We start from the raw sequence: 19,057 nt of genomic DNA, 5'->3' as shown, positions 1-19,057 counted from the left end.
CAAGTTTATGCCTGGCGGCCATAGCGAAGTGGAACCACCTGATCCATTCCGAACTCAGACGTGAAACGCTTCAGCGCCGATGGTAGTGTGGGGCTTCCCCATGTGAGAGTAGGACACCGCCAGGCTTTAAATAGAGAACCCCAGTCCAGATGGACTGGGGTTTTTTTATGCCTCAAAGACAACTGCGTTGTTCGCTATTTGCTGTTCGATGTTCGATAAAGCCAAACAACGAGCGTTCTTGGTTTTGCTTTTCGCTTTAAACGAACATCAAACAGCAAACATCAAACAACGCTCTTCGCTCTTGGTTTTCGCTTTAAACGAACAACGAACAGCAAACATCAAACATCGCTTTTCGCTCTTCGCCCTTCGATTTTTTCGAAAGTTTGGCCCTAATAAACGCACTATTCATTTCACTATCCTGAACTAAAATGCACACAGTGACGTAAAGGAAACTGTGATGCTACGAAATACCACCAACACTTATGGCTGGACCGCCATCATTATCCATTGGCTTTCGGCGCTTGCCGTTATCGGCTTGTTTGCGCTTGGTTATTGGATGCTGACATTGAGCTACTACGACCCTTGGTATCGCCTCGGGCCATGGTGGCATAAGTCGATTGGACTCACACTGCTCGCACTGACTTTGTTGCGTAGCATTTGGACGTTGATGAACCCCAAGCCCAAATTGCATGGCTCGCGTTATGAACGCAGTGCGGCAAAGTTGGGGCATCTAATCCTTTATGGCTTGTTGTTTGTCACGATGATCAGCGGTTATTTGATCTCGACCGCCGATGGCCGTGGTATCTCAGTATTTGATTGGTTTGAAGTACCAGCATTGATCACCAGCATTCCGCAACAAGAGGAAGTTGCCGGTGACGTGCATTGGTATGCAGCATTGAGTCTCGTAATTCTGGCCGGTATCCATGCCCTCGCCGCCTTACGACACCATTTTTGGGACAAACATGACACTTTAAAGCGCATGTTGCGCCCGCAAAAATAACTCACCTTAGGAGGATGTTATGAAGAAATTAGCTTTAGTTGCAGCGGTAACAGCAGCCTTGTCGGCGTCAGTACAGCCGGCGCAGGCGGAAGACTATGTCATTGATATCGAAGGCCAGCATGCTTTCGTTCAGTTTAAGATCAGCCACTTAGGTTACAGCTGGCTGCTGGGCGAGTTTACTGATTTCGAAGGCTCGTTCAGCTATGACGAAGCCAACCCAAGTGCAGCAAGCGTTAACGTTACGATTGATACCGCAAGCATCGATAGTAACCACGCTGAGCGCGACAAGCACTTGCGCAGCGACGACTTTTTGGCGGTGGATGAATACCCAGAAGCAACCTTCACTTCTACGAGCTTTACACCAAATGGTGACGGAAGTGCGGTACTAGCCGGTGATCTAACTCTACGGGGTGTGACCAAGCCAATTGAAATTGCGGTAACCGAAGTAGGTGCCGGCCCTGATCCATGGGGGGGCTTCCGTCGCGGCTTTGAGGGCTCAGTGACCCTTACCCTCGCCGACTTCGGTATTGATTATGACCTGGGCCCAGCGGCTAAAACTGTCGATATGTATTTATCGATTGAAGGCGTACGCCAATAAGCTTACGCCTATTAATGGGTTCCCAACTCAGCTTTCTCGTAGGCAGCTAAGGCTGCCTGCGAGTTGCCTTGCGCGCTGTAGACTTTAGCTAAATCGAGCCAGACACGCCGCGATGGCACTAATTCAGAAGCGCGACGTAACGCTCGCTCCGCAAGTGCCCACTCTTTCGTGGCAATCGCAATCTGCCCCATCGCCTGCAGTAACAAGCCATCTTCAGGATGTTGCTTGAGTTGCTGTTGCAGGTAATCACGCAATTCAATTCCTGCAACCAACAGTTGTTTATCGAGTAATTGCGCGAGCTTTAAGTCGCCCCGTTTTAGGCCGCGTGCGGCGATCTTATCCGCAGCTTCTACTAACTGGTAGGTTTTCAGTACATTTAAGTAAGCGTGGCGAATGCTTGCGGTACGGCGCTCATCACGCGACAAGCTCTTCCAGAAGGCTGCTAACGCCGGAGGCCCCTCGCGACCGATCGCCAAAAACCGCTCACGGTAGGCGCGCTCGGCGAGCTCGCTACGCTCCGTTGCCGTCATTACCTCCAGCCGCTCAGCATCGGTTAAGCTGGCCAGAACTTCGTCCCAGCGGTGCAAATGTTCGTACGCTTGCAGGGCAATTCGCAGCAGTTGCGGGTGTTGCGGATAGCGCTGACGTAGTTCTTTAATTTCCGTTAAACGCTGTTCTGCTTGCTCAGGGTGTTGTTGCAAGGTGAATAACGTTTCTGCAAGTTGCAGCTCAGTCGGATTAGGAGCATGCTGCAACCATTTGCGCGCTTGTGGGTAGTCTTCATTTGCCGCAGCGGCATAGCTGGCAAACAACGCAACGGTGCCGTCGTGGCGCAGCTGCCAACTGCGATTAAAGGCGCTCGAGGCACTGCGACGGTCACCGTGAACTAACGCGGTCGCACCGTCGGTGAGCGCTTGTTGCGCTTTACTGTTACGCCGTTGACCGAACCACTTCATACCCCATGCGGTACCACGTACCAGGCGCATGATGAAGCCCCAGATGACGCGTAACACAATAACGGCGAGTACCAGTAAGATCACCGCCGCGACTAAGCTGGTCTCAATCGTGTAATTACCTACGGCAATCAGCACATAGCCGGTATTGCCATCCCACAACGGGCCGATAAATAACCCAGCGATAAGGAGTAAAACGATGATCCATGCGTATTTCATTGGCTCACTCCAGCATTGACGGCTTGGGCATGGCGGTTCATTAACGCCAAACTACGCAATTGTTCTGGAAGGCTCGGCTGCAATGACTGTGCAGCAAGCTCGGTTAAGTCACTGCGTAAGGCTGCCAACTCCAGATCACTTTGCTGCTCTAGTTCCACCACCAAGGCCAGTGCCTCTTGCAGGCTGCTCTGATAGAGCGCATCGGTTTGGCTCAGCGCGGCTTGTTGCGCGAGTTGTAATTGCAGCAACACCCGTTGCTTAGCAAGCTCCACAAAAGCAGCCGAAAGCTGCGGTTCGATCGGCTTCTCTCGATGTTGCACGCGAATGAGCTGCTGGAAAAGCGTACTCGCACTGGCTTGGAGGTGTTCGTACCATGGCGCATCAGCGGGCGCCTGTTCCTCCACTAAGGTGCGCGTTGGGGCATTAATGCGCCATTGTTGCTGCAATAGTCGTGCACGCAGGCTACTTAATTCCATTGCTACCGCCAGGTGGCGATCGGCGTCGACGCTGCGTAAAGCAACTTTGTCGTCGTTGATCGCTTGGCGAGCCGCTTGATACGCAGGATTGTTGAGTGCCGCCAAGTGGGTATCGGCGAGCTCAAGCAGTTGCAAGGCCAATTCCGGCGCTTGGTCAATGTATAATTTATTACTGGCTTCGGCGACCAATTGCCGCGCTTCTAGCACACGCCATGCGGTGGCTTGCGAGACATCTAGACTTGCTAATTCAGCTTGCACTGAGGCCACGGCGCGGGCGAGATCTGCTTGCCGCTGTTCCTGTTCGCTCACACTGCGCAGCACGCTTTGTTCGCTTTGTTGCAGCTGTCGTTCAACGAGGCTTGGCAGCTGTTGCTGTTGGCGCTCAAGCGCAGTGATTTCGCTCTCAACTTGCTGTTGCAAGCCTTGGAGTTGCTGATCCTGTTCGGCAAGCTGTTGTTGTAGTTGCTGATTGGTCACTAGCAACTCTTGGTAGACATAGCGGTAGCCTGCCCAACCAGCGGCTATGAGCGCAGCGAGCAGAATCAGTGTTAGTAACCAAGGTAAAGCAGAACCACGCTTTGGTTCGGCAGACGACTCTTGCGGCTCGATAGCCTCATCACTCTGCGCCTCTACCACCTGCGCGTCTTCCTGCTTTGCTGTACTCTTTTCAGTACTCTGTTCAGTCATAAATGATCCTTTTCTACCTGCATAGCGCGTTGCCATGCATCTACCATAGCAAAACTTGCGGCACTATCGGCAATCATTACATGTTTACCGATGCCGGAGGGCAATAATTGTTGCAGCCGATGACTCGCCACGATCCAAGTGCAATTGGCGAGCCAGTCAAGACTGGCTGCCGGAACTGCAGCTAAAAATGCACCGAGTTGTTCCGCACTGCTCACCATAATAGTGTCGATATTCTGCTGCCACTTTGCCATTTGTGCGGCCGTCGGCGGATTGGCCACCCGCTCATACACCTCGAGATATTCAACCTGAGCGCCACGGGCGCGTAGTGTATCTGCAAATAATTCACGGCCACTGCGACCGCGCACAATCAGCCAGCGTTGACCACTGACTTGTTGCAGTTCAGGCAACGCAAGCAAGGCATCGCTGTTGTGCTCGCGCCAGGGGCAAACCACCGGGCGTGCAACGACACGAGCAATTGCGGCGGCGGATACCGGCCCCACGGCAAACCAACGACACCGCGGCATGGCGAGATTAGGAGCCCACGCATGCGCCTGCTCGGCAAAATAGTTGGCGGCATTGACGCTTACCATCATGGCTCCGTCCCACTTGGCCCGCAAGGTGTCAGCGAGGCTACGTGACGGGTCATCATAGCCTTTGATTTCGAGCATGCTGGCACTTTCGCTGGCAACGCGCACACCATGACTCAGGGCGTGTTCCTGCACTAACTGTTGCAGCTCGGTTGCTTGGGCTTCAGGACGAAGAATCAGGATCCGCTTCATGAGTGGAGTTCGTTCTCCGCATATACATCGGCCAAAATTTTGCCGGCTCCGCGCGCTAATAAATATTCAGCGAGCTCGGTACCCAATGCTTCGGCATGGTCACGATGACCTTTGATATCGCCTTCGATGATTTCGCTCCCGTCCGGGCGTCCGACCAAGCCACGCAAATGTAGTTGGTCCCCATGCAATTCTGCGTAAGCACCGATCGGCACTTGGCAGCCGCCCTGCAAGCGGCGGTTCATGGCGCGCTCGGCGAGTACGCAGCTGCGCGTATCGGCGCAGGTAAGCGGCGCAAGCAAAGCTTTGGTTTGCGTGTCATCGGTGCGGCACTCGATGCCCAGCACCCCTTGTCCGTTGGCTGGCAGACATACTTCAGCAGGTAAACGCTGACGAATGCGCTCGCCCAGCTCCAAGCGGATCAGGCCCGAGGCGGCAAGAATAATTGCATCAAACTGATCATCATCAAGTTTGCCAAGGCGAGTCTGTACGTTGCCGCGGAGATCTTTCACCACTAAATGCGGAAAGTGCGCGAGGATTTGGCACTTGCGACGCAGACTACAGGTTCCCACGACCGCGCCTTCAGGCAGCTCTTCCAAATTATGGTAGTGATTCGATACAAAAGCATCGCGCGGGTCTTCGCGCTCACAAATACCAAACAGCTCAAGCCCCGGTGGAAACTCGACAGGTAGGTCTTTCATCGAATGCACGGCAAGGTCAGCACGCCCTTCAAGCATGGCGACTTCGAGTTCTTTCACGAACAAGCCCTTGCCGCCAATTTTGGCCAGCGGGGTATCGAGAATAATGTCGCCCTTCGTACTCATCGGCACTAACTCGACCGTGAGGCCTTCGTGCAGCGCTTCGAGCCGTGCTTGGATATGCTCAGCTTGCCACATGGCTAATAGGCTTTTGCGAGTCGCAATACGCAGAACTTGGCTCATATTAAGCACCGCCTGCAGCGTCTGCATCTAATTCAATGTTTTGCTCGGCTTGTTTACTGCCTGAGTCCGTCAGCAACTCCCACAATTCGGCGCCGGTACGATTATCAATCCATTGACCGTCACGGTATTCAAAGTGGTGACCGTTGAATTTGGTGGCTACCCAAATTTGTTGTAGCGGCGGCTGTTTATTGATCACCATGACCGTACGGTTTGGAAAGGTAATTTCCAGCATGTCACCGTCACACTCGCTATCGATGTCGAGACCGGTGTTTTCAAAAGCTGCTTCAATCGCCCAAATCGTCGCTTCGGCGAGTTCATGATACTCATGGTCTTGCATGTCTACTCCTAGTAATGACATTTGTGCGCTGCAATGCGATGATAAGCACACGTTTCAATCGCGAATTACAAGGGTACAGTTTACCGATGTTTAACCTGAAAGTAATGCGTCCAATCATTGTAGCAGCTAGCTTGTTGTTGGTCGCCTGTGGACAAAAAGGTCCATTAGAAATGCCACCTCCGGCTGAGCAGAATAAACCAGAGGCAGCTGTAGCCGATTCGCAAGCACAGGATAGCAACGTAACATCATGAGTTTTAATTACAAAAATACTGAATTGTTCGCAGAAGATTGTGCGGTGACGGACCTTGCTGAAAAGTATGGAACGCCGCTGTTCGTCTACTCTAAAGCTGCGATCAAAGCGAACTGGGAACAGTTTGCCCAACATTGGCCAGCCCCCAACAAACTTTGTTATGCGGTAAAAGCCAACTCCAACTTAGCTGTATTAAACCTACTTGCCCGTTTAGGCGCAGGCTTCGATATCGTCTCCGGCGGCGAGTTAGCGCGCGTGCTGAAAGCCGGTGGCAAAGCCAGCGATGTGGTTTTCTCTGGCGTGGGTAAGAGTCACGAAGAAATCGCTTATGCATTGGAACAAGGTATTGGCTGTTTCAATGTTGAGTCGGCGGCTGAGCTTGAACGCATACAAGCGATTGCTGAGGAGCAAGGTGTGGTAGCGCCGGTGTCACTGCGAGTCAATCCTGATGTCGATGCGCAGACCCATCCGTACATCGCGACGGGGCTTAAAGCCAACAAGTTTGGTATCGCTATGAGCGAAGCGCGCGACGTATTTCGTCGTGCTGCACAAATGCCGAATCTGAATGTTTGTGGTGCGGACTGTCACATCGGTTCGCAAATACTTACGCCGCAGCCTTTCTTGGACGCCGCAGAGCGGATGTTTGACTTGGTCAAAGACTTGCGTGCTGAGGGTATCAATATTACCCATTTAGATATGGGCGGCGGCTTTGGTATTCCTTATCAGCATGAAGAAAAACTGGAAGTGAGTGGTTACTTACAGACGCTGCAAGAGAAAGCCGCTGAACTGGGTGATCTGAAGTTGATGCTGGAACCGGGCCGCTCGATTGTTGGCAATGCCGGCATCATGGTCACCAAGGTCGAATACTACAAACCTGGCAGCGAGAAAAACTTCTTGTTGGTTGATGCCGGTATGAATGACTTGCTACGTCCGTCACTCTACAACGCCTATCACGCGATTCAACCGGTGGTGCGTCACGACGGCGTCGATGAGCAGTTAGTTGATGTCGTGGGTCCTGTTTGTGAAACCGGTGACTTTTTTGGGCATGCGCGTCACCTTGCCGCGCAAGAGGGCGATTTACTTGCCGTAATGAACGCGGGAGCTTATGGTTTTACTATGGCGTCGAACTATAACACCCGCCCTCGCGCAGCTGAAGTCATGGTGCATGGCGAGCAAGCGACCTTGATTCGTGAGCGTGAGCCGTTGGAAAGTTTGTGGCAGGGTGAACACTTGCTCGGAGACAATGAGTGAATTTCAGTAAAATGCACGGTCTCGGCAATGACTTCATGGTCATTGATAACGTGACGCAAAATATTTACTTAAACCCTGAGCAGATCCGACGTTGGTCGGATCGCTATCGCGGAATCGGCTTCGATCAACTATTGTTGATTGAGCCGCCCTATGATCCTGAACTGGATTTTCATTACCGCATCTTCAATTCGGACGGTAGTGAGGTATCGCAGTGTGGCAATGGTGCACGCTGTTTTGCCTTGTATGTTAAGCAAAAAGGGCTGAGCAATAAGCAAGAGCTAAAAGTAAGCACCAAAGCGGGCACTATGGTGATGCGCCACGAGCGTGATGGCCGTGTAACCGTTGAAATGGGCATGCCGACGTTTATCCCGTCGGAGGTGCCCTTTAAAGCCAATAAAGAAGAACAAACCTACGTACTGCGGGTGCAAGAGCAAACCGTAATGTGCGGGGTCATGGGGGTTGGCAACCCGCATTGCGTGATCGAGGTCGACGACATTCATCATGCGCCGGTCGGAACTCTGGGGCGTGCTTTAGCGACCCATGAGCGCTTTCCAGAAGGTGTGAATGTCGGTTTTATGCAAATCATCAATCGCGAGCACATCAAGTTGCGGGTATTTGAGCGAGGTACTGGTGAGACGCAAGCTTGTGGTAGCGGTGCTTGCGCAGCAGCGGTGATCGGCATGCGACAAGGCAAGCTTGACTCGCAAGTACGAGTGCATTTGCCGGGTGGGCAACTGATTATTCAGTGGCGGCCAGGCCATCCGATCCGCATGACCGGACCGGCGGAACATGTTTATGATGGACATTTGAAATTATGAGCACAGAAGCAAAAAAACAAGCTCACGAGATCTTGGTCGATGACAGTTTAATTGCGGCCTACTTGGAAGAGAACCCCGACTTTTTTGAGCGTCATCCGCAATTGTTGCAAAGCCTCAGCGTAAAGCATCAGAGCAAAGGCGCGGTATCGTTGGTAGAGCGCCAACAGCAGGTGTTACGTCAACGCGTGCACCAGCTCGAAGAAGAAATTACGGAACTAATGGTCACCGCGCGACGAAACGAAGAGTTGTTCCGCTATTTCAGTCAGTTGTATGTGAAATTGCTACAAAGCTCGAGCCTCGAAGAGGTGATGGATAGCCTGCAGCAAACCTTTTCAGAGCAACTGCAAATGCCGGCGCTAAGCTTGAAGTTCTTCGATAGCCCGCTGGAGCTCGAGGAGCAATTCACCTTTGCCGCCGACACGCACAAACAATTGTTGAGCAAGCGCTTCCGTGACGACAGCATCTACTTAGGTCGCCTGAGTGCCGATGAGCAACGGTTGCTATTCCCAGACGAAAGCATCGCTTCGGTGGTGTTGTTGCTGTTAGGTGATAAAGGCGAACTGGGCATGCTCGCCATTGGCAATCATGATGCAGGGCATTTTGAGCCAGCGATGGACACCTTGTTCGTTAAACAACTGCAGGTGTTGCTGACCCAAGTACTGCCACCGCTATTACAGCACCATGCTTCTGCTTGATGCGCGGCAGCGCTTTTTGAACCACTTGGCCGGTGAGCGCGGGCTTGCCGATCACACCTTAGCTAATTACGGCCGCGTTTTAAAAAATGATATCGCGCACCTTGCCCAACAAGGCGTTGAGCAAGTGGCTGAGATCACTCAACCGTTGTTTGAGCGCTTGTTTATGGACTGGCGCCGGCAAGGTTTGGGCGACGCATCATTAGCGCTACGTTTGGCCGCATGGCGATCGTGTTTTGATTACTGCATGCGCGAAGGCTGGCGCAACGATAATCCAGCGCGCCATACCAAAGCACCCAAAGCCGCGAAGCGCCTACCCAAAAATCTCGATGTCGATAGTATCAGCCAACTCTTACAACTGCCGGATAATGATGAGCTAGCGCTGCGTGACGCGGCGATGATGGAACTGCTTTATGGCAGTGGCCTGCGTTTAGCCGAGCTGGTGGCGCTTGATATCGATGCCATTAACCCTCGCCATCAAGAGTTACGGGTGCTGGGTAAAGGTGGCAAAACCCGTATTGTTCCTTACGGCCGCTGTGCTGCGGAAGCCTTACGCAAATGGCTGCCGATTCGGGCGAATTGGCTTGGCGGTAACCTGACCGAAGTGGCTCTTTTTATTAGCCAGCGCAATAAACGCATCAGCCCACGCACGGTACAACAGCGACTTAATCATTGGGGGCAACAGCAGGGCCTGCATGGTAATTTACATCCGCACAAACTGCGCCACTCGTTTGCTTCACATATGTTAGAATCGAGCGGTGATTTACGCGCTGTGCAGGAGTTGTTGGGGCACGCTAACTTAAGCACGACCCAAGTCTATACGCACCTAGATTTTCAGCATCTTTCGAAAGTCTATGACGCAGCACACCCAAGAGCCCGAAAAAAGTAGCAAACAACGAGTTCCACATGCAGTTTTACCGTCGCCCGCAGCCCATTGCCGCGTTAAGCTTTGACCTTGATGACACCCTCTACGATAACGTGCCAGTCATGCGCCGCGCCGAGGCGGAAGGCTATCGCGCATTGTGCGAACTTTTCCCCGAGGCCGGACGCTGGACCCAAGAGCAATGGGCGCAACGACGCTGGCAATTGATGCAAAGCGATCCCAGCTTGGCCAGTGATATGACCTTGTTGCGTTTGGTGACCTTGCAACGCGGTCTGATGGAGCTGGGCGTCGAAGAACATGTGGCACGAGCCGGCGCTGAGCAAGGATTCCAAGCTTTTATCAATGCGCGCAATCAAGTGATGGTGCCGGCGCAAACCCATGCGATGCTAACGGCTCTCGGCCAGCGTTACCCGCTCATTGCCATCAGCAATGGTAATGTTGATACCAAAGCGATTGGCTTACGCGATTACTTTGAACATGTCATACAACCGGGCGAAGGCCGTCGTGGCAAGCCATACCCGGACATGTTTAAGGCGGCGCAGGCCCACTACCCTAATTTATCGCCAGCGCGCTGGCTCCACATTGGCGATAGCCCACTAGCCGATGTGCTTGGTGCGCATCGTGTCGGCTGGCAGGCCGCTTGGTTCCGTGGTGGTATTTACGATGAGCATGAGCTGGTGGTACTGCCGACCTTTGCCTATGCCGACAATCAACACTTGGCCGATTACTTGCTCGCTTGAGTGAACGGCTTCATGGTCGCGGCTAACTGGTTGCATATACAGTAGTTGCGCTTTACACTGACCAGCAAAGTACCAATGGATATTGCTATGACATCGCACCCTCTTCTGGAGCAACTCAACGACAAACAACGCGCTGCGGTTAGTGCCCCAGAGCGCCATATGCTGGTGCTTGCTGGCGCGGGCAGTGGTAAAACGCGGGTGCTGGTACATCGTATTGCTTGGTTGTTGCAGGAATATCATTTATCGCCGTACAGCATTATGGCGGTCACCTTTACCAACAAAGCCGCGGCAGAAATGCGTGGGCGGGTTGAAGAGCTGGTCGGCAGCTCCACGCGGGCGATGTGGATTGGCACCTTCCATGGCTTGGCGCATCGTCTGTTGCGCGCGCACTACATGGATGTTGGTTTACCGCAGAACTTTCAAATCCTCGATAGCGATGATCAACAGCGCATGCTCAAACGCATCATGCGCAGTATGAATTTAGATGAAAAGCGTTGGTCGCCGAAGCAAGCGCAATGGTTTATTAACGCCAAAAAAGACGAAGGCCTACGCCCCCATCACCTTGATGGCCATGATTTTAATGAGCGTACCTACAAAGAAATTTACGATGCCTACCAAGTGGCGTGTGATCGGGCTGGCTTAGTCGACTTTGCTGAGCTATTGCTGCGCGCGCATGAATTATTGCGCGACAACCGTATTGTGCGTGAACACTACCAAAAGCGTTTTCGCCATATCCTCGTGGACGAGTTTCAAGATACCAACGCCATTCAGTATGCGTGGGTCAAATTGCTTTCTGGCGGTGGCGCCGGTGGTGAGCACGAAAACTATGTAACCATTGTCGGTGACGACGATCAGTCAATCTACGGCTGGCGCGGTGCCAAAATCGAAAATATTCATCAGTTTACCCGTGACTATCCGAATGTTGACACGATTCGGCTCGAGCAAAATTACCGCTCGACCAACACGATTCTGAGCGCTGCCAACAGCGTCATCGCCAACAACAGCGATCGTTTAGGCAAAGAACTGTGGACCGAGGGCGGTAACGGTGAGTCGATCGATTTGTACGCCGCCTACAATGAGTTGGATGAAGCGCGCTATATCGCCAGTCAGATTGAGGCGTGGCACGAACAAGGCAATGCTCTGCAAGATGTGGCACTGCTGTATCGTAGTAATGCCCAATCGCGGGTGCTCGAAGAAGCTCTCTTGCACGCACGCATTCCGTACCGAATTTATGGTGGCTTGCGCTTCTTCGACCGCCAAGAAGTCAAAGATGCGCTGGCCTATTTACGTTTACTCGCCAACCGCAATGACGATGCGGCACTCGAACGGGTGATCAACACGCCGACGCGCGGTATTGGCGCGCGTACGCTGGAGATTGTGCGTGACGGCGCTCGGCAACGGGGCTTGTCATTGTGGGATGCCGCGAAGCAACTCGCCACCGAGAAGGTGCTTACCGGCCGTGCAGCAAACGCTGTTTTGAGCTTTATTGATTTAGTGCAAGAGCTTGAAGATGAAACCGCGGAATACAGTCTTGGCCGCCAAGTTGATACGGTGATAAAAAGCAGCGGCTTAATGGCGATGTACCAAGCCGAAAAAGGCGAAAAAGCAGAAACGCGGGTGGAAAACTTAAAAGAGCTGGTGAATGCTTGCGATAACTTTGATCAACTGGGTACCGAGACACCTGAGGACATGACGCCGTTGAACGCCTTCTTGGCGCATGCAGCGCTAGAATCCGGCGAAGAGCAAGCGGAAGAACATCAAGATGCGGTGCAATTAATGACCCTGCATAGTGCGAAAGGTCTCGAGTTTCCGTTGGTGTTCATGTGCGGCGTTGAAGAAGGTTTGTTTCCGTCGCAACAGTCACTCGACGAAGCAGGTCGGCTCGCGGAAGAGCGCCGGCTGTGTTACGTCGGTATGACGAGGGCGATGCAGAAGCTGGTGATCACTTACGCTGAACAACGGCGCATTTATGGGCAAGAAAAACTGCATCGTGCGAGCCGCTTTATTGCTGAGATCCCACCTGAGAACTTGAATCATGTGCGCATGCAGACGCGGTCACGCAGCAGTGATGGATTTGGCGGCAATCAAGCCAGTTATGGTCGTTTTCACAGTGGCGCTAGCCATGAAGCCTTTACCGAAAGTGGCTTCCAGTTAGGCCAACGGGTACGCCACGTGAAGTTTGGTGAAGGGACCGTCCTCAACTATGAAGGCAGCGGCCCGCAAAGCCGTATTCAGGTTAACTTCGATGACTTAGGCAGTAAGTGGTTAGTGGTTGCCTATGCACGCTTAGAGCGTTGCTGATGAAACAGTGTATCGAGGCTGTAGAGCGCTAAAGCTGCCCAAATGATGGCAAAGGTCACCAACTTATCGGCCGCTAATGGCTCACCGTAAACCCACACCGCCAAGATGAACATCAAGCTTGGACCAATATACTGGAAGAAGCCGAGGGTCGCATAACGAATGCGTTGCGCCGCCGCCGTGAAACACAATAGTGGTGCGGTGGTGACAATACCTGCGGCAATAAGCAGGAGATTCAGTTGCCAGGTGTTGCTCGTCATGTCGCTGGCGCCTGAGTTGGCGAAGAAAAACACATAGACCAGCATAAACGGCAGCAGAATCGTGGTTTCCAGCCACAATCCGGTCATCGAGTCGACCGGTAGACGCTTGCGAATCGCACCATAAGTGGCAAAACTACAGGCCAATGCCAGCGCAACCCACGGCACTGAGCCAAACGAAATCACCTGAATTAGCACACCTATCACCGCCAAGGCGATGGCGACCAGTTGCATGCGGCGCATACGCTCGGCAAATACCACCATACCTATGGCGACATTCAAGAGCGGGTTAATGTAATAACCTAAACTGGCGTCGAGAATGTGGTCGTTATTGATGGCCCAAATGAATAAGAACCAGTTGCCGCCAAGCAGAAAAGTCGCAATGGTTAGACGCAACATTTGTTTTTTATTGGTCACCACCGGCTTAATGCGCTGCCAGCGGCGTAAGCCAACGATAAGCAGTAGTACGAGTATGAATGACCAAATAATGCGGTGCGCTAGTATTTCCAGAGCTGGTACTTGTTGCAACAACTTAAAATAGATAGGCGCAACGCCCCACATGGTGTACGCGGCAATCGCAAATAAAACTCCTTGGCGACTGCGTTTAGCATCATCGGTCATGCCGTAAACTCTCATACTTAGTTGGGCGCCCAAGGCTGTTTGGCTGGGCGCACAGAGGTGTGCGAAATTTAATCAGTTACCACGCGGATTTGTCGGAAATAACAGTTCGGCGGTGGTGCTTAGCGCGTGGGATGCATACAATAGACCCTATTCAATTCTTGTGCAATCGGAGCCCGCTAGAATGACCGCAGCCGCGCTGTCAAAAACCCTTGCCGATGTGTTTGGTTATGCCTCATTCCGGCAGGGCCAAGAGCAAGTGATCGCGGCCGTGCAAGCAGGCCAAGATGCACTCGTACTGATGCCCACTGGCGGCGGCAAGTCGTTGTGCTATCAATTGCCAGCGATTATGGGCGATGGTGTGACCTTAGTGGTTTCACCGCTGATTTCGCTGATGCAGGACCAGGTTGAAAGCTTGCAAACTATGGGTGTTGCCGCAGCCGCCTTGCACAACGGTCTCGATACCGAACAACAGCATGAGATCATGCAAGATGCCGCGCAGGGTATTGTGAAGCTGCTCTATGTCAGCCCTGAGCGTGCGCTACAAGGCTACTTCATGCGTCAATTGCAACAGTGGCCGATTACGTTGATTGCCATTGACGAAGCGCATTGTATCTCGCAGTGGGGCCATGACTTCCGCCCCGAATATGGGCAACTGGGACAGCTTCGCGAAGCCTTGCCGAACATTCCGTTTATGGCACTTACGGCCACTGCCGATGCGGCGACCGAAGCCGACATTGTGCAACGCTTGCACTTGCATGAGCCAGAGATCTTTAAAAGCTCCTTTGACCGCCCCAACATTCGTTACATCGTCGAAGAAAAATACAAGCCGCAAAAACAGCTACGCGATTATATTGCCAAACAAAAAGGCGCTTCGGGTATTGTCTATTGCGGCAGTCGCAAGAAGGTCGAAGATCTCGCCGAGCGCTTGCGCAACGACGGGATCCGAGCGCGTGGCTATCACGCACGCCTGCCACACGAAGAACGTGAAGAAGTATTACGCGGCTTTGTGCGCGATGATATCGATGTCGTGGTTGCCACCGTGGCCTTCGGTATGGGTATCAACAAGCCTAATGTCCGTTTTGTCATTCATTTTGACGTACCACGCAGCATCGAAGCCTATTATCAAGAAACTGGGCGTGCTGGCCGCGACGGACTGCCAGCCGAGGCGGTATTGCTCTATGACCCAAGTGATGCGGGCTGGATCCGCAGCATGATCAACGACCATCCCGATGAACAACGCCGTCAAGTTGAGCTACATAAGTTCTCGGCGATGCAGGCATTAGGTGAAGCGCAGACCTGCCGCCGTTTAGTGCTGCTGAATTATTTTAATGAATTCCGCGATAAGACCTGTGGCAATTGCGATATTTGTCTCGATCCGCCGCGTCAGTACGATGGCACCACCGATGCCCAGAAGGTTCTCAGTTGCATTTACCGGGTGGGCCAGCGCTTTGGTGCAAACCATATTATTGATGTTTTGCGTGGCAGTCAGTCGCAGCGCTTAACCGCGCTGGGTCATGAACAGCTGTCGACCTTTGGGATTGGTGCGGAGCAGAGCCAGAGCTACTGGCTAAGCATTATTCGCCAGCTTATCCATCGTGGGTTGGTGCTTCAAAATATTCAGCACTACGGTACTTTGCAATTGACCGAAGCGGCACGGCCCGTATTGCGCGGAGAGGTGGCGCTGCAACTCGCTGAACCACGGATCAACTTGGCGGTCAGCAAGCCGAAAGTGACCGACCGGGCGGACTACGACAAGTTATTGTTCCGGCGCCTACGCGCGTTGCGGAAAAGTATCGCCGAAGCCGAAGATAAACCGCCGTTCGTGGTGTTCAACGATGCCACATTGGTCGAAATGGCCGTGCATTACCCGACCGATGAGCAAAGTATGTTGATGATTTCAGGGGTGGGGCAAACCAAGTTTGCCCGTTATGGCGAAGCCTTTATTGATGCGATTACGGCGTATTTAGATGCCGAAGACGAACCCCTGTTGAGCCTTTAAAAGCTGGCGAAGTAATAGCGCCAAAGCTCTTGCAGTACCGGTATGATGGACGCCACCAAGATCAAGCCCATGGTGATATTAAACACGCGCTGGAAGATCGAGTTTGATAGCACTTTGCGCAATAGCGAGCCAAACAACAGCCAAACGCCCACACACGGAAAGGCCATCAACAAAAAGGCCAAGGTGATGGCGACGACTTCCATAACTGGGTTACCTTGTACTGTGGTATAGGCAGCAACCGCACCTGAAGCCATCATCCAGGCTTTTGCATTAACCCATTGAAATAACGCCGCTTGCCAAAAGGTAAATGGCTTTTTGTCGCCGCGTTTAATCGCTTTTGGCTCAGCACTGGCAATGTGCCAAGCAAGCCATAGCAGGTAGACCACCCCAACTACTTTAATCAACTGGTGTAGGTTCGGAAACTTCTCGAAAATGACTCCAAAGCCGAAACCCACCAACAAAACCATCAGCGGAAAGCCCAAACAGATACCGAGGAAATGCGGCATGCTGGCGCGCACGCCGTAGTTCACGCCGGAAGACATGATCATGACATTATTGGGGCCTGGCGTGATCGTCGTTGAGAAGGCGAAAAACAACACGGCGATGAAAATTTCCATAATCCACCCATTTCAATTGAGGTCTGTATACTAGGCTTAAGTGTGCCCCTAGAAGCAACAGAAAAACAAGGAGTTCCAATGCGAAAACTCATGATTCTTCTCGCCGCAGTCGCAAGCCTTTGCGGCATTATGCCAGTGAGCGTAGCACAAACGGCGCAAGCAACGGCAGATACGTCGACCGCTCCCCTTAAAGTTGCAGTGCGTGTGAGTCCACCCTTTGTCACTCAAGACGGTGACGGAAGGTTTCAAGGGCTTACCATTGCCTTATGGGAAGATATTGCCAGCACCAACAATTATGAGTTTGAGTATTACCCCGTTGGTCTTGATGAGATGATCGATGGCGTCGCCAATGAGCGCTATGCTGTTGGCCTAGGGGCGATTTCGGTGACGGCTGACCGCGAACGGCAAATCGATTTTACCTTGCCTTTTTACAATGCAGGGTTGGGTATTGCGGTGCCGGCAGCAGAAGAAGCTGCATGGTGGACGCTGACCAAGCGCTTTTTCAGCTTCGAGTTCTTAACGGTGTTGGTTGCCCTGATCGGAATTCTACTGGTTGCTGGTGTGTTCGTTTGGTTGGCCGAGCGTCGTCATAATCCTGACGAGTTTGATAGTCGTTCGTTACGCGGTATCGGCGCAGGTTTCTGGTGGGCGGCGGTGACGATGACCACCGTCGGTTATGGCGATAAATCACCACGCAGCGCAGCCGGTCGAGCTGTGGGTCTGATTTGGATGTTCACGAGCGTGATTATTATTTCAAGTTTTACTGCCTCGATTACTTCCGCGTTGACCATTAATAAGCTCTCGACGCGAGTGCAAGATAAAGATGATCTCGCCCAGGTGCGAGTGGCGAGTGTGCCAAATTCGTATAGCTCGTATTGGCTCGATCGTGAAAATCTCGGTTATCAAAACTATCCTTCCTTAGCGGCAGCGCTGCAGGCGGTCAATAAAGGTCAAGTGGATGCGGTCGTTTATGATGCACCGCTCCTGAAGTATCAACTGCGTAAAGGCTTTGCCAACCTATCTGTCTTGCCGGAAACGTTCGCTCCGCAAGACTATGCCATTGTGCTGCCGCCCGCCGACGCGCGTCGCGAAGAAATAAACCGTGCGTTGCTCGGATATGTGCGTGGCGCTGAGTGGCGCGAGGCGGTGAACCAATATTTAGGCGACTCGCTATAATAGTGGAACACTTCAGCTACGACTAGCCAAGCCAAGTGCGCAACTGTGGCCAAAGGATAAGGGTCCACATCACGCCAATCAGCAGCAAACTGAACATTACAGCGGCTGAAGCGATATCTTTCGCTTTGCCGCTGAGTTCATGCAGATCAGGACTGATACGGTCGACCGTGGCCTCAATGGCTGAATTCAACAGCTCGACGATGAGTAAAATAAACACCGGTAAAATAAGTAAAGCGCGCTCGGTAGCATCCGCAGTAAGCCAGAGGGCCAGCGGGATCAGCACGAGCGCCAAGAGGCAATCCTGACGCACCGCAGCTTCCGATTTCCAAGCCGCACGAAAGCCCCTGATGGAGTTGCCGGTAGCGCGCACAATGCGCATTAAACCTTTTTGCGATGGTTTCATTGATTTACTTTTTGTTTCAGCTAGATGGTGTACAGTGTAATACATCAGTGAACTTAAGGATGGCTTAAATTTATGGCCGAAAGCAATCATTGGCAACTGATTCCGCTCGAAGACTTTGCGCGCCCCTCCGCACCGGCTAGTACGATGGTGCAGAAGGTGCTGATTCGCTTGCGTAACCTTGTCGGTGGCGACGCGGACGAAGATTCGACACCTGAAGATCAAGATTTCCCCCATTACCGTGAATTTGATATTGAACCTGCCGTAGCAGCTGTTGATCAAGCATGGTCTGAACTTGAAAGTGTCCCCACAGTGCGATTTGTGGTGAGCCCACCGTTTAGTGGCTCGGGCGCAATTCTCCGGCAATGGGCGCAACAGCATGGCTATCAGCAGCTCAAGATCCCTAGCATTGAACAACTGGAAAGTGCAGACACGGAAGGCTGGTGGCAAGCACAAGAATGTGAACGTTGGTTGCTAGATGAGTTTTCGTCTTTTTGGTTACGCACTACCTCACACATGCAATTCGTGCGTGCGCTGCTACCTCGCTTGTTGCGTGGCGAGCTAGGTGAAGGCGTGGTGGTCGTCGACAGTTGGACCTTTGCCTTTTTGCAACGCGCTTGGCCGTTGAGCTTGCCGCATTGCTACTGTTTTGCTGCAGCCACGCCGGATTTGTTGCGACAGGTCTGTATTGAGGGTAGCGACAAGCGTTTACGCAAACTGGCTGCCAAAGCCCGTGGCAACATGGGGGTAGCACTTGCGCTGTGGGCGCTTGAGCGCGATAGCGAGCGCCAAGCACCGCAATTGCCGCGTGAAGCCGACGACGGGACCGCGTTTATTCTCTATGCCCTGCTGCTTCATCATGGCCTGCGTGGCGAGCACTTGCAGTGGGTGTTACCCATGTTGGCGCCAGACCAACTCGATGTACAGCTGTTAAGGTTACAACAAAACGGTGTGATTGAACTGGATGATGAAGGCGTTTGGCGCACGACTGTGTACGCCTATATCGATGTGCGTGACTTCTTAGCTGCACGCGGTTACTGGCTCGATGGATTTTAACGGCGAGGCGAA

Annotated in this window: 20 protein-coding genes and 1 rRNA gene; 13 read left to right on the top strand and 8 right to left on the bottom strand. The window is 52.6% G+C overall.

The window, feature by feature from the left end; all coding sequences use genetic code 11:
• Window positions 1-10: 10 nt before the first annotated feature.
• The 3 genes from rrf (at window position 11) to CWE21_RS11805 (ending at window position 1,598) form a co-directional block, all read left to right on the top strand.
• Window positions 11-125: ribosomal RNA gene (rrf, locus tag CWE21_RS11815) — 5S ribosomal RNA — on the top strand.
• A gap of 332 nt (window positions 126-457) precedes the next feature.
• On the top strand, window positions 458-1,000 hold the full coding sequence (locus tag CWE21_RS11810; protein ID WP_126834654.1) for a cytochrome b: 543 nt from the start codon (window positions 458-460) through the stop codon (window positions 998-1,000).
• 19 nt (window positions 1,001-1,019) lie between these two features.
• Window positions 1,020-1,598: a YceI family protein gene (locus CWE21_RS11805; protein WP_126834653.1), complete on the top strand. Its 579-nt coding sequence runs from the start codon at window positions 1,020-1,022 to the stop codon at window positions 1,596-1,598.
• An 11-nt stretch (window positions 1,599-1,609) separates the two neighbouring features.
• Here CWE21_RS11805 and CWE21_RS11800 read toward each other — a convergent pair whose 3' ends face one another.
• From CWE21_RS11800 to cyaY, 5 genes are read right to left on the bottom strand one after another with little or no spacing between them, the layout of a single operon-like run.
• Window positions 1,610-2,770 (bottom strand): heme biosynthesis HemY N-terminal domain-containing protein, encoded by a 1,161-nt coding sequence (locus CWE21_RS11800; protein ID WP_126834652.1) that lies wholly within the window; start codon window positions 2,768-2,770, stop codon window positions 1,610-1,612.
• Window positions 2,767-3,933, bottom strand: coding sequence for a uroporphyrinogen-III C-methyltransferase (locus tag CWE21_RS11795; protein WP_157982772.1), 1,167 nt, complete (start codon window positions 3,931-3,933; stop codon window positions 2,767-2,769). The genes CWE21_RS11800 and CWE21_RS11795 overlap by 4 nt, the downstream gene beginning before the upstream one ends.
• Window positions 3,930-4,712 carry a uroporphyrinogen-III synthase gene (locus tag CWE21_RS11790; RefSeq protein ID WP_126834650.1) on the bottom strand — a complete coding sequence of 261 codons (783 nt, stop codon included), beginning with the start codon at window positions 4,710-4,712 and terminating at the stop codon, window positions 3,930-3,932. The genes CWE21_RS11795 and CWE21_RS11790 overlap by 4 nt, the downstream gene beginning before the upstream one ends.
• Window positions 4,709-5,650: a hydroxymethylbilane synthase gene (hemC, locus tag CWE21_RS11785; protein WP_126834649.1), complete on the bottom strand. Its 942-nt coding sequence runs from the start codon at window positions 5,648-5,650 to the stop codon at window positions 4,709-4,711. Before hemC ends, CWE21_RS11790 begins: the two co-directional genes overlap by 4 nt.
• Window position 5,651: 1 nt before the next feature.
• Window positions 5,652-5,987: an iron donor protein CyaY gene (cyaY, locus tag CWE21_RS11780; RefSeq protein WP_126834648.1), complete on the bottom strand. Its 336-nt coding sequence runs from the start codon at window positions 5,985-5,987 to the stop codon at window positions 5,652-5,654.
• A gap of 86 nt (window positions 5,988-6,073) precedes the next feature.
• Here cyaY and lptM point away from each other — a divergent pair, with 86 nt between their 5' ends.
• The 7 genes from lptM to uvrD all read left to right on the top strand — a co-directional run bounded on the left by lptM (window position 6,074) and on the right by uvrD (window position 12,922).
• Window positions 6,074-6,238 carry an LPS translocon maturation chaperone LptM gene (gene lptM, locus CWE21_RS11775; protein WP_157982771.1) on the top strand — a complete coding sequence of 55 codons (165 nt, stop codon included), beginning with the start codon at window positions 6,074-6,076 and terminating at the stop codon, window positions 6,236-6,238.
• Window positions 6,235-7,488 carry a diaminopimelate decarboxylase gene (lysA, locus tag CWE21_RS11770; RefSeq protein ID WP_126834646.1) on the top strand — a complete coding sequence of 418 codons (1,254 nt, stop codon included), beginning with the start codon at window positions 6,235-6,237 and terminating at the stop codon, window positions 7,486-7,488. The genes lptM and lysA overlap by 4 nt, the downstream gene beginning before the upstream one ends.
• An 11-nt stretch (window positions 7,489-7,499) precedes the next feature.
• Window positions 7,500-8,306: a diaminopimelate epimerase gene (dapF, locus tag CWE21_RS11765; protein WP_126834661.1), complete on the top strand. Its 807-nt coding sequence runs from the start codon at window positions 7,500-7,502 to the stop codon at window positions 8,304-8,306.
• The gene (locus tag CWE21_RS11760; RefSeq protein WP_126834645.1) at window positions 8,303-9,001 is read left to right on the top strand and encodes a DUF484 family protein; all 699 of its coding nucleotides are present in this window, start codon (window positions 8,303-8,305) and stop codon (window positions 8,999-9,001) included. The genes dapF and CWE21_RS11760 overlap by 4 nt, the downstream gene beginning before the upstream one ends.
• Window positions 8,988-9,887, top strand: a complete 900-nt coding sequence (locus CWE21_RS11755) for a tyrosine recombinase XerC (RefSeq protein WP_126834644.1) — start codon at window positions 8,988-8,990, stop codon at window positions 9,885-9,887. Before CWE21_RS11760 ends, CWE21_RS11755 begins: the two co-directional genes overlap by 14 nt.
• A 17-nt stretch (window positions 9,888-9,904) precedes the next feature.
• Entirely contained in the window at window positions 9,905-10,621 is a 717-nt protein-coding gene (locus CWE21_RS11750) for an HAD-IA family hydrolase (protein WP_126834643.1), read from the top strand.
• An 87-nt stretch (window positions 10,622-10,708) separates the two neighbouring features.
• Window positions 10,709-12,922 carry a DNA helicase II gene (uvrD, locus tag CWE21_RS11745; RefSeq protein ID WP_126834642.1) on the top strand — a complete coding sequence of 738 codons (2,214 nt, stop codon included), beginning with the start codon at window positions 10,709-10,711 and terminating at the stop codon, window positions 12,920-12,922.
• Here uvrD and rarD read toward each other — a convergent pair.
• Window positions 12,898-13,797, bottom strand: coding sequence for an EamA family transporter RarD (gene rarD, locus CWE21_RS11740; RefSeq protein ID WP_126834641.1), 900 nt, complete (start codon window positions 13,795-13,797; stop codon window positions 12,898-12,900). The genes uvrD and rarD overlap by 25 nt on opposite strands.
• Window positions 13,798-13,978: 181 nt before the next feature.
• Between rarD and recQ the strand changes: the two genes are divergently transcribed.
• Complete coding sequence (gene recQ / locus CWE21_RS11735) at window positions 13,979-15,796, top strand: DNA helicase RecQ (RefSeq protein ID WP_126834640.1); 1,818 nt, start codon at window positions 13,979-13,981, stop codon at window positions 15,794-15,796.
• Here recQ and CWE21_RS11730 read toward each other — a convergent pair.
• Window positions 15,793-16,413 (bottom strand): LysE family translocator, encoded by a 621-nt coding sequence (locus CWE21_RS11730; RefSeq protein WP_126834639.1) that lies wholly within the window; start codon window positions 16,411-16,413, stop codon window positions 15,793-15,795. The two genes, recQ and CWE21_RS11730, sit on opposite strands and share 4 nt — an antisense overlap.
• Window positions 16,414-16,491: 78 nt before the next feature.
• On the opposite strand from CWE21_RS11730, the gene CWE21_RS11725 reads away from it, so the two are divergent.
• On the top strand, window positions 16,492-17,589 hold the full coding sequence (locus tag CWE21_RS11725) for a transporter substrate-binding domain-containing protein (RefSeq protein ID WP_126834638.1): 1,098 nt from the start codon (window positions 16,492-16,494) through the stop codon (window positions 17,587-17,589).
• Window positions 17,590-17,611: 22 nt separating this feature from the next.
• Here CWE21_RS11725 and CWE21_RS11720 read toward each other — a convergent pair whose 3' ends face one another.
• Window positions 17,612-17,992 (bottom strand): diacylglycerol kinase, encoded by a 381-nt coding sequence (locus tag CWE21_RS11720; protein ID WP_126834637.1) that lies wholly within the window; start codon window positions 17,990-17,992, stop codon window positions 17,612-17,614.
• Between the two features lie 72 nt (window positions 17,993-18,064).
• On the opposite strand from CWE21_RS11720, the gene CWE21_RS11715 reads away from it, so the two are divergent.
• Window positions 18,065-19,045 (top strand): hypothetical protein, encoded by a 981-nt coding sequence (locus tag CWE21_RS11715; RefSeq protein WP_126834636.1) that lies wholly within the window; start codon window positions 18,065-18,067, stop codon window positions 19,043-19,045.
• Window positions 19,046-19,057 lie beyond the last annotated feature (12 nt).

This window comes from Pseudidiomarina aquimaris, from assembly GCF_003987395.1.
Lineage (GTDB): Bacteria > Pseudomonadota > Gammaproteobacteria > Enterobacterales > Alteromonadaceae > Pseudidiomarina > Pseudidiomarina aquimaris.
Note: the sequence above shows the minus strand (reverse complement) of the source record. Positions and strands in the feature narration are given on the sequence as shown.

Coding starts and splice junctions, on each gene's coding strand:
- CWE21_RS11810 (WP_126834654.1), top strand. CDS start 458: ATGCTACGAAATACCACCAACACTTATGGCTGGACCGCCATCATTATC.
- CWE21_RS11805 (WP_126834653.1), top strand. CDS start 1,020: ATGAAGAAATTAGCTTTAGTTGCAGCGGTAACAGCAGCCTTGTCGGCG.
- CWE21_RS11800 (WP_126834652.1), bottom strand. CDS start 2,770: ATGAAATACGCATGGATCATCGTTTTACTCCTTATCGCTGGGTTATTT.
- CWE21_RS11795 (WP_157982772.1), bottom strand. CDS start 3,933: ATGACTGAACAGAGTACTGAAAAGAGTACAGCAAAGCAGGAAGACGCG.
- CWE21_RS11790 (WP_126834650.1), bottom strand. CDS start 4,712: ATGAAGCGGATCCTGATTCTTCGTCCTGAAGCCCAAGCAACCGAGCTG.
- hemC (WP_126834649.1), bottom strand. CDS start 5,650: ATGAGCCAAGTTCTGCGTATTGCGACTCGCAAAAGCCTATTAGCCATG.
- cyaY (WP_126834648.1), bottom strand. CDS start 5,987: ATGCAAGACCATGAGTATCATGAACTCGCCGAAGCGACGATTTGGGCG.
- lptM (WP_157982771.1), top strand. CDS start 6,074: ATGTTTAACCTGAAAGTAATGCGTCCAATCATTGTAGCAGCTAGCTTG.
- lysA (WP_126834646.1), top strand. CDS start 6,235: ATGAGTTTTAATTACAAAAATACTGAATTGTTCGCAGAAGATTGTGCG.
- dapF (WP_126834661.1), top strand. CDS start 7,500: ATGCACGGTCTCGGCAATGACTTCATGGTCATTGATAACGTGACGCAA.
- CWE21_RS11760 (WP_126834645.1), top strand. CDS start 8,303: ATGAGCACAGAAGCAAAAAAACAAGCTCACGAGATCTTGGTCGATGAC.
- CWE21_RS11755 (WP_126834644.1), top strand. CDS start 8,988: ATGCTTCTGCTTGATGCGCGGCAGCGCTTTTTGAACCACTTGGCCGGT.
- CWE21_RS11750 (WP_126834643.1), top strand. CDS start 9,905: ATGCAGTTTTACCGTCGCCCGCAGCCCATTGCCGCGTTAAGCTTTGAC.
- uvrD (WP_126834642.1), top strand. CDS start 10,709: ATGACATCGCACCCTCTTCTGGAGCAACTCAACGACAAACAACGCGCT.
- rarD (WP_126834641.1), bottom strand. CDS start 13,797: ATGACCGATGATGCTAAACGCAGTCGCCAAGGAGTTTTATTTGCGATT.
- recQ (WP_126834640.1), top strand. CDS start 13,979: ATGACCGCAGCCGCGCTGTCAAAAACCCTTGCCGATGTGTTTGGTTAT.
- CWE21_RS11730 (WP_126834639.1), bottom strand. CDS start 16,413: ATGGAAATTTTCATCGCCGTGTTGTTTTTCGCCTTCTCAACGACGATC.
- CWE21_RS11725 (WP_126834638.1), top strand. CDS start 16,492: ATGCGAAAACTCATGATTCTTCTCGCCGCAGTCGCAAGCCTTTGCGGC.
- CWE21_RS11720 (WP_126834637.1), bottom strand. CDS start 17,992: ATGAAACCATCGCAAAAAGGTTTAATGCGCATTGTGCGCGCTACCGGC.
- CWE21_RS11715 (WP_126834636.1), top strand. CDS start 18,065: ATGGCCGAAAGCAATCATTGGCAACTGATTCCGCTCGAAGACTTTGCG.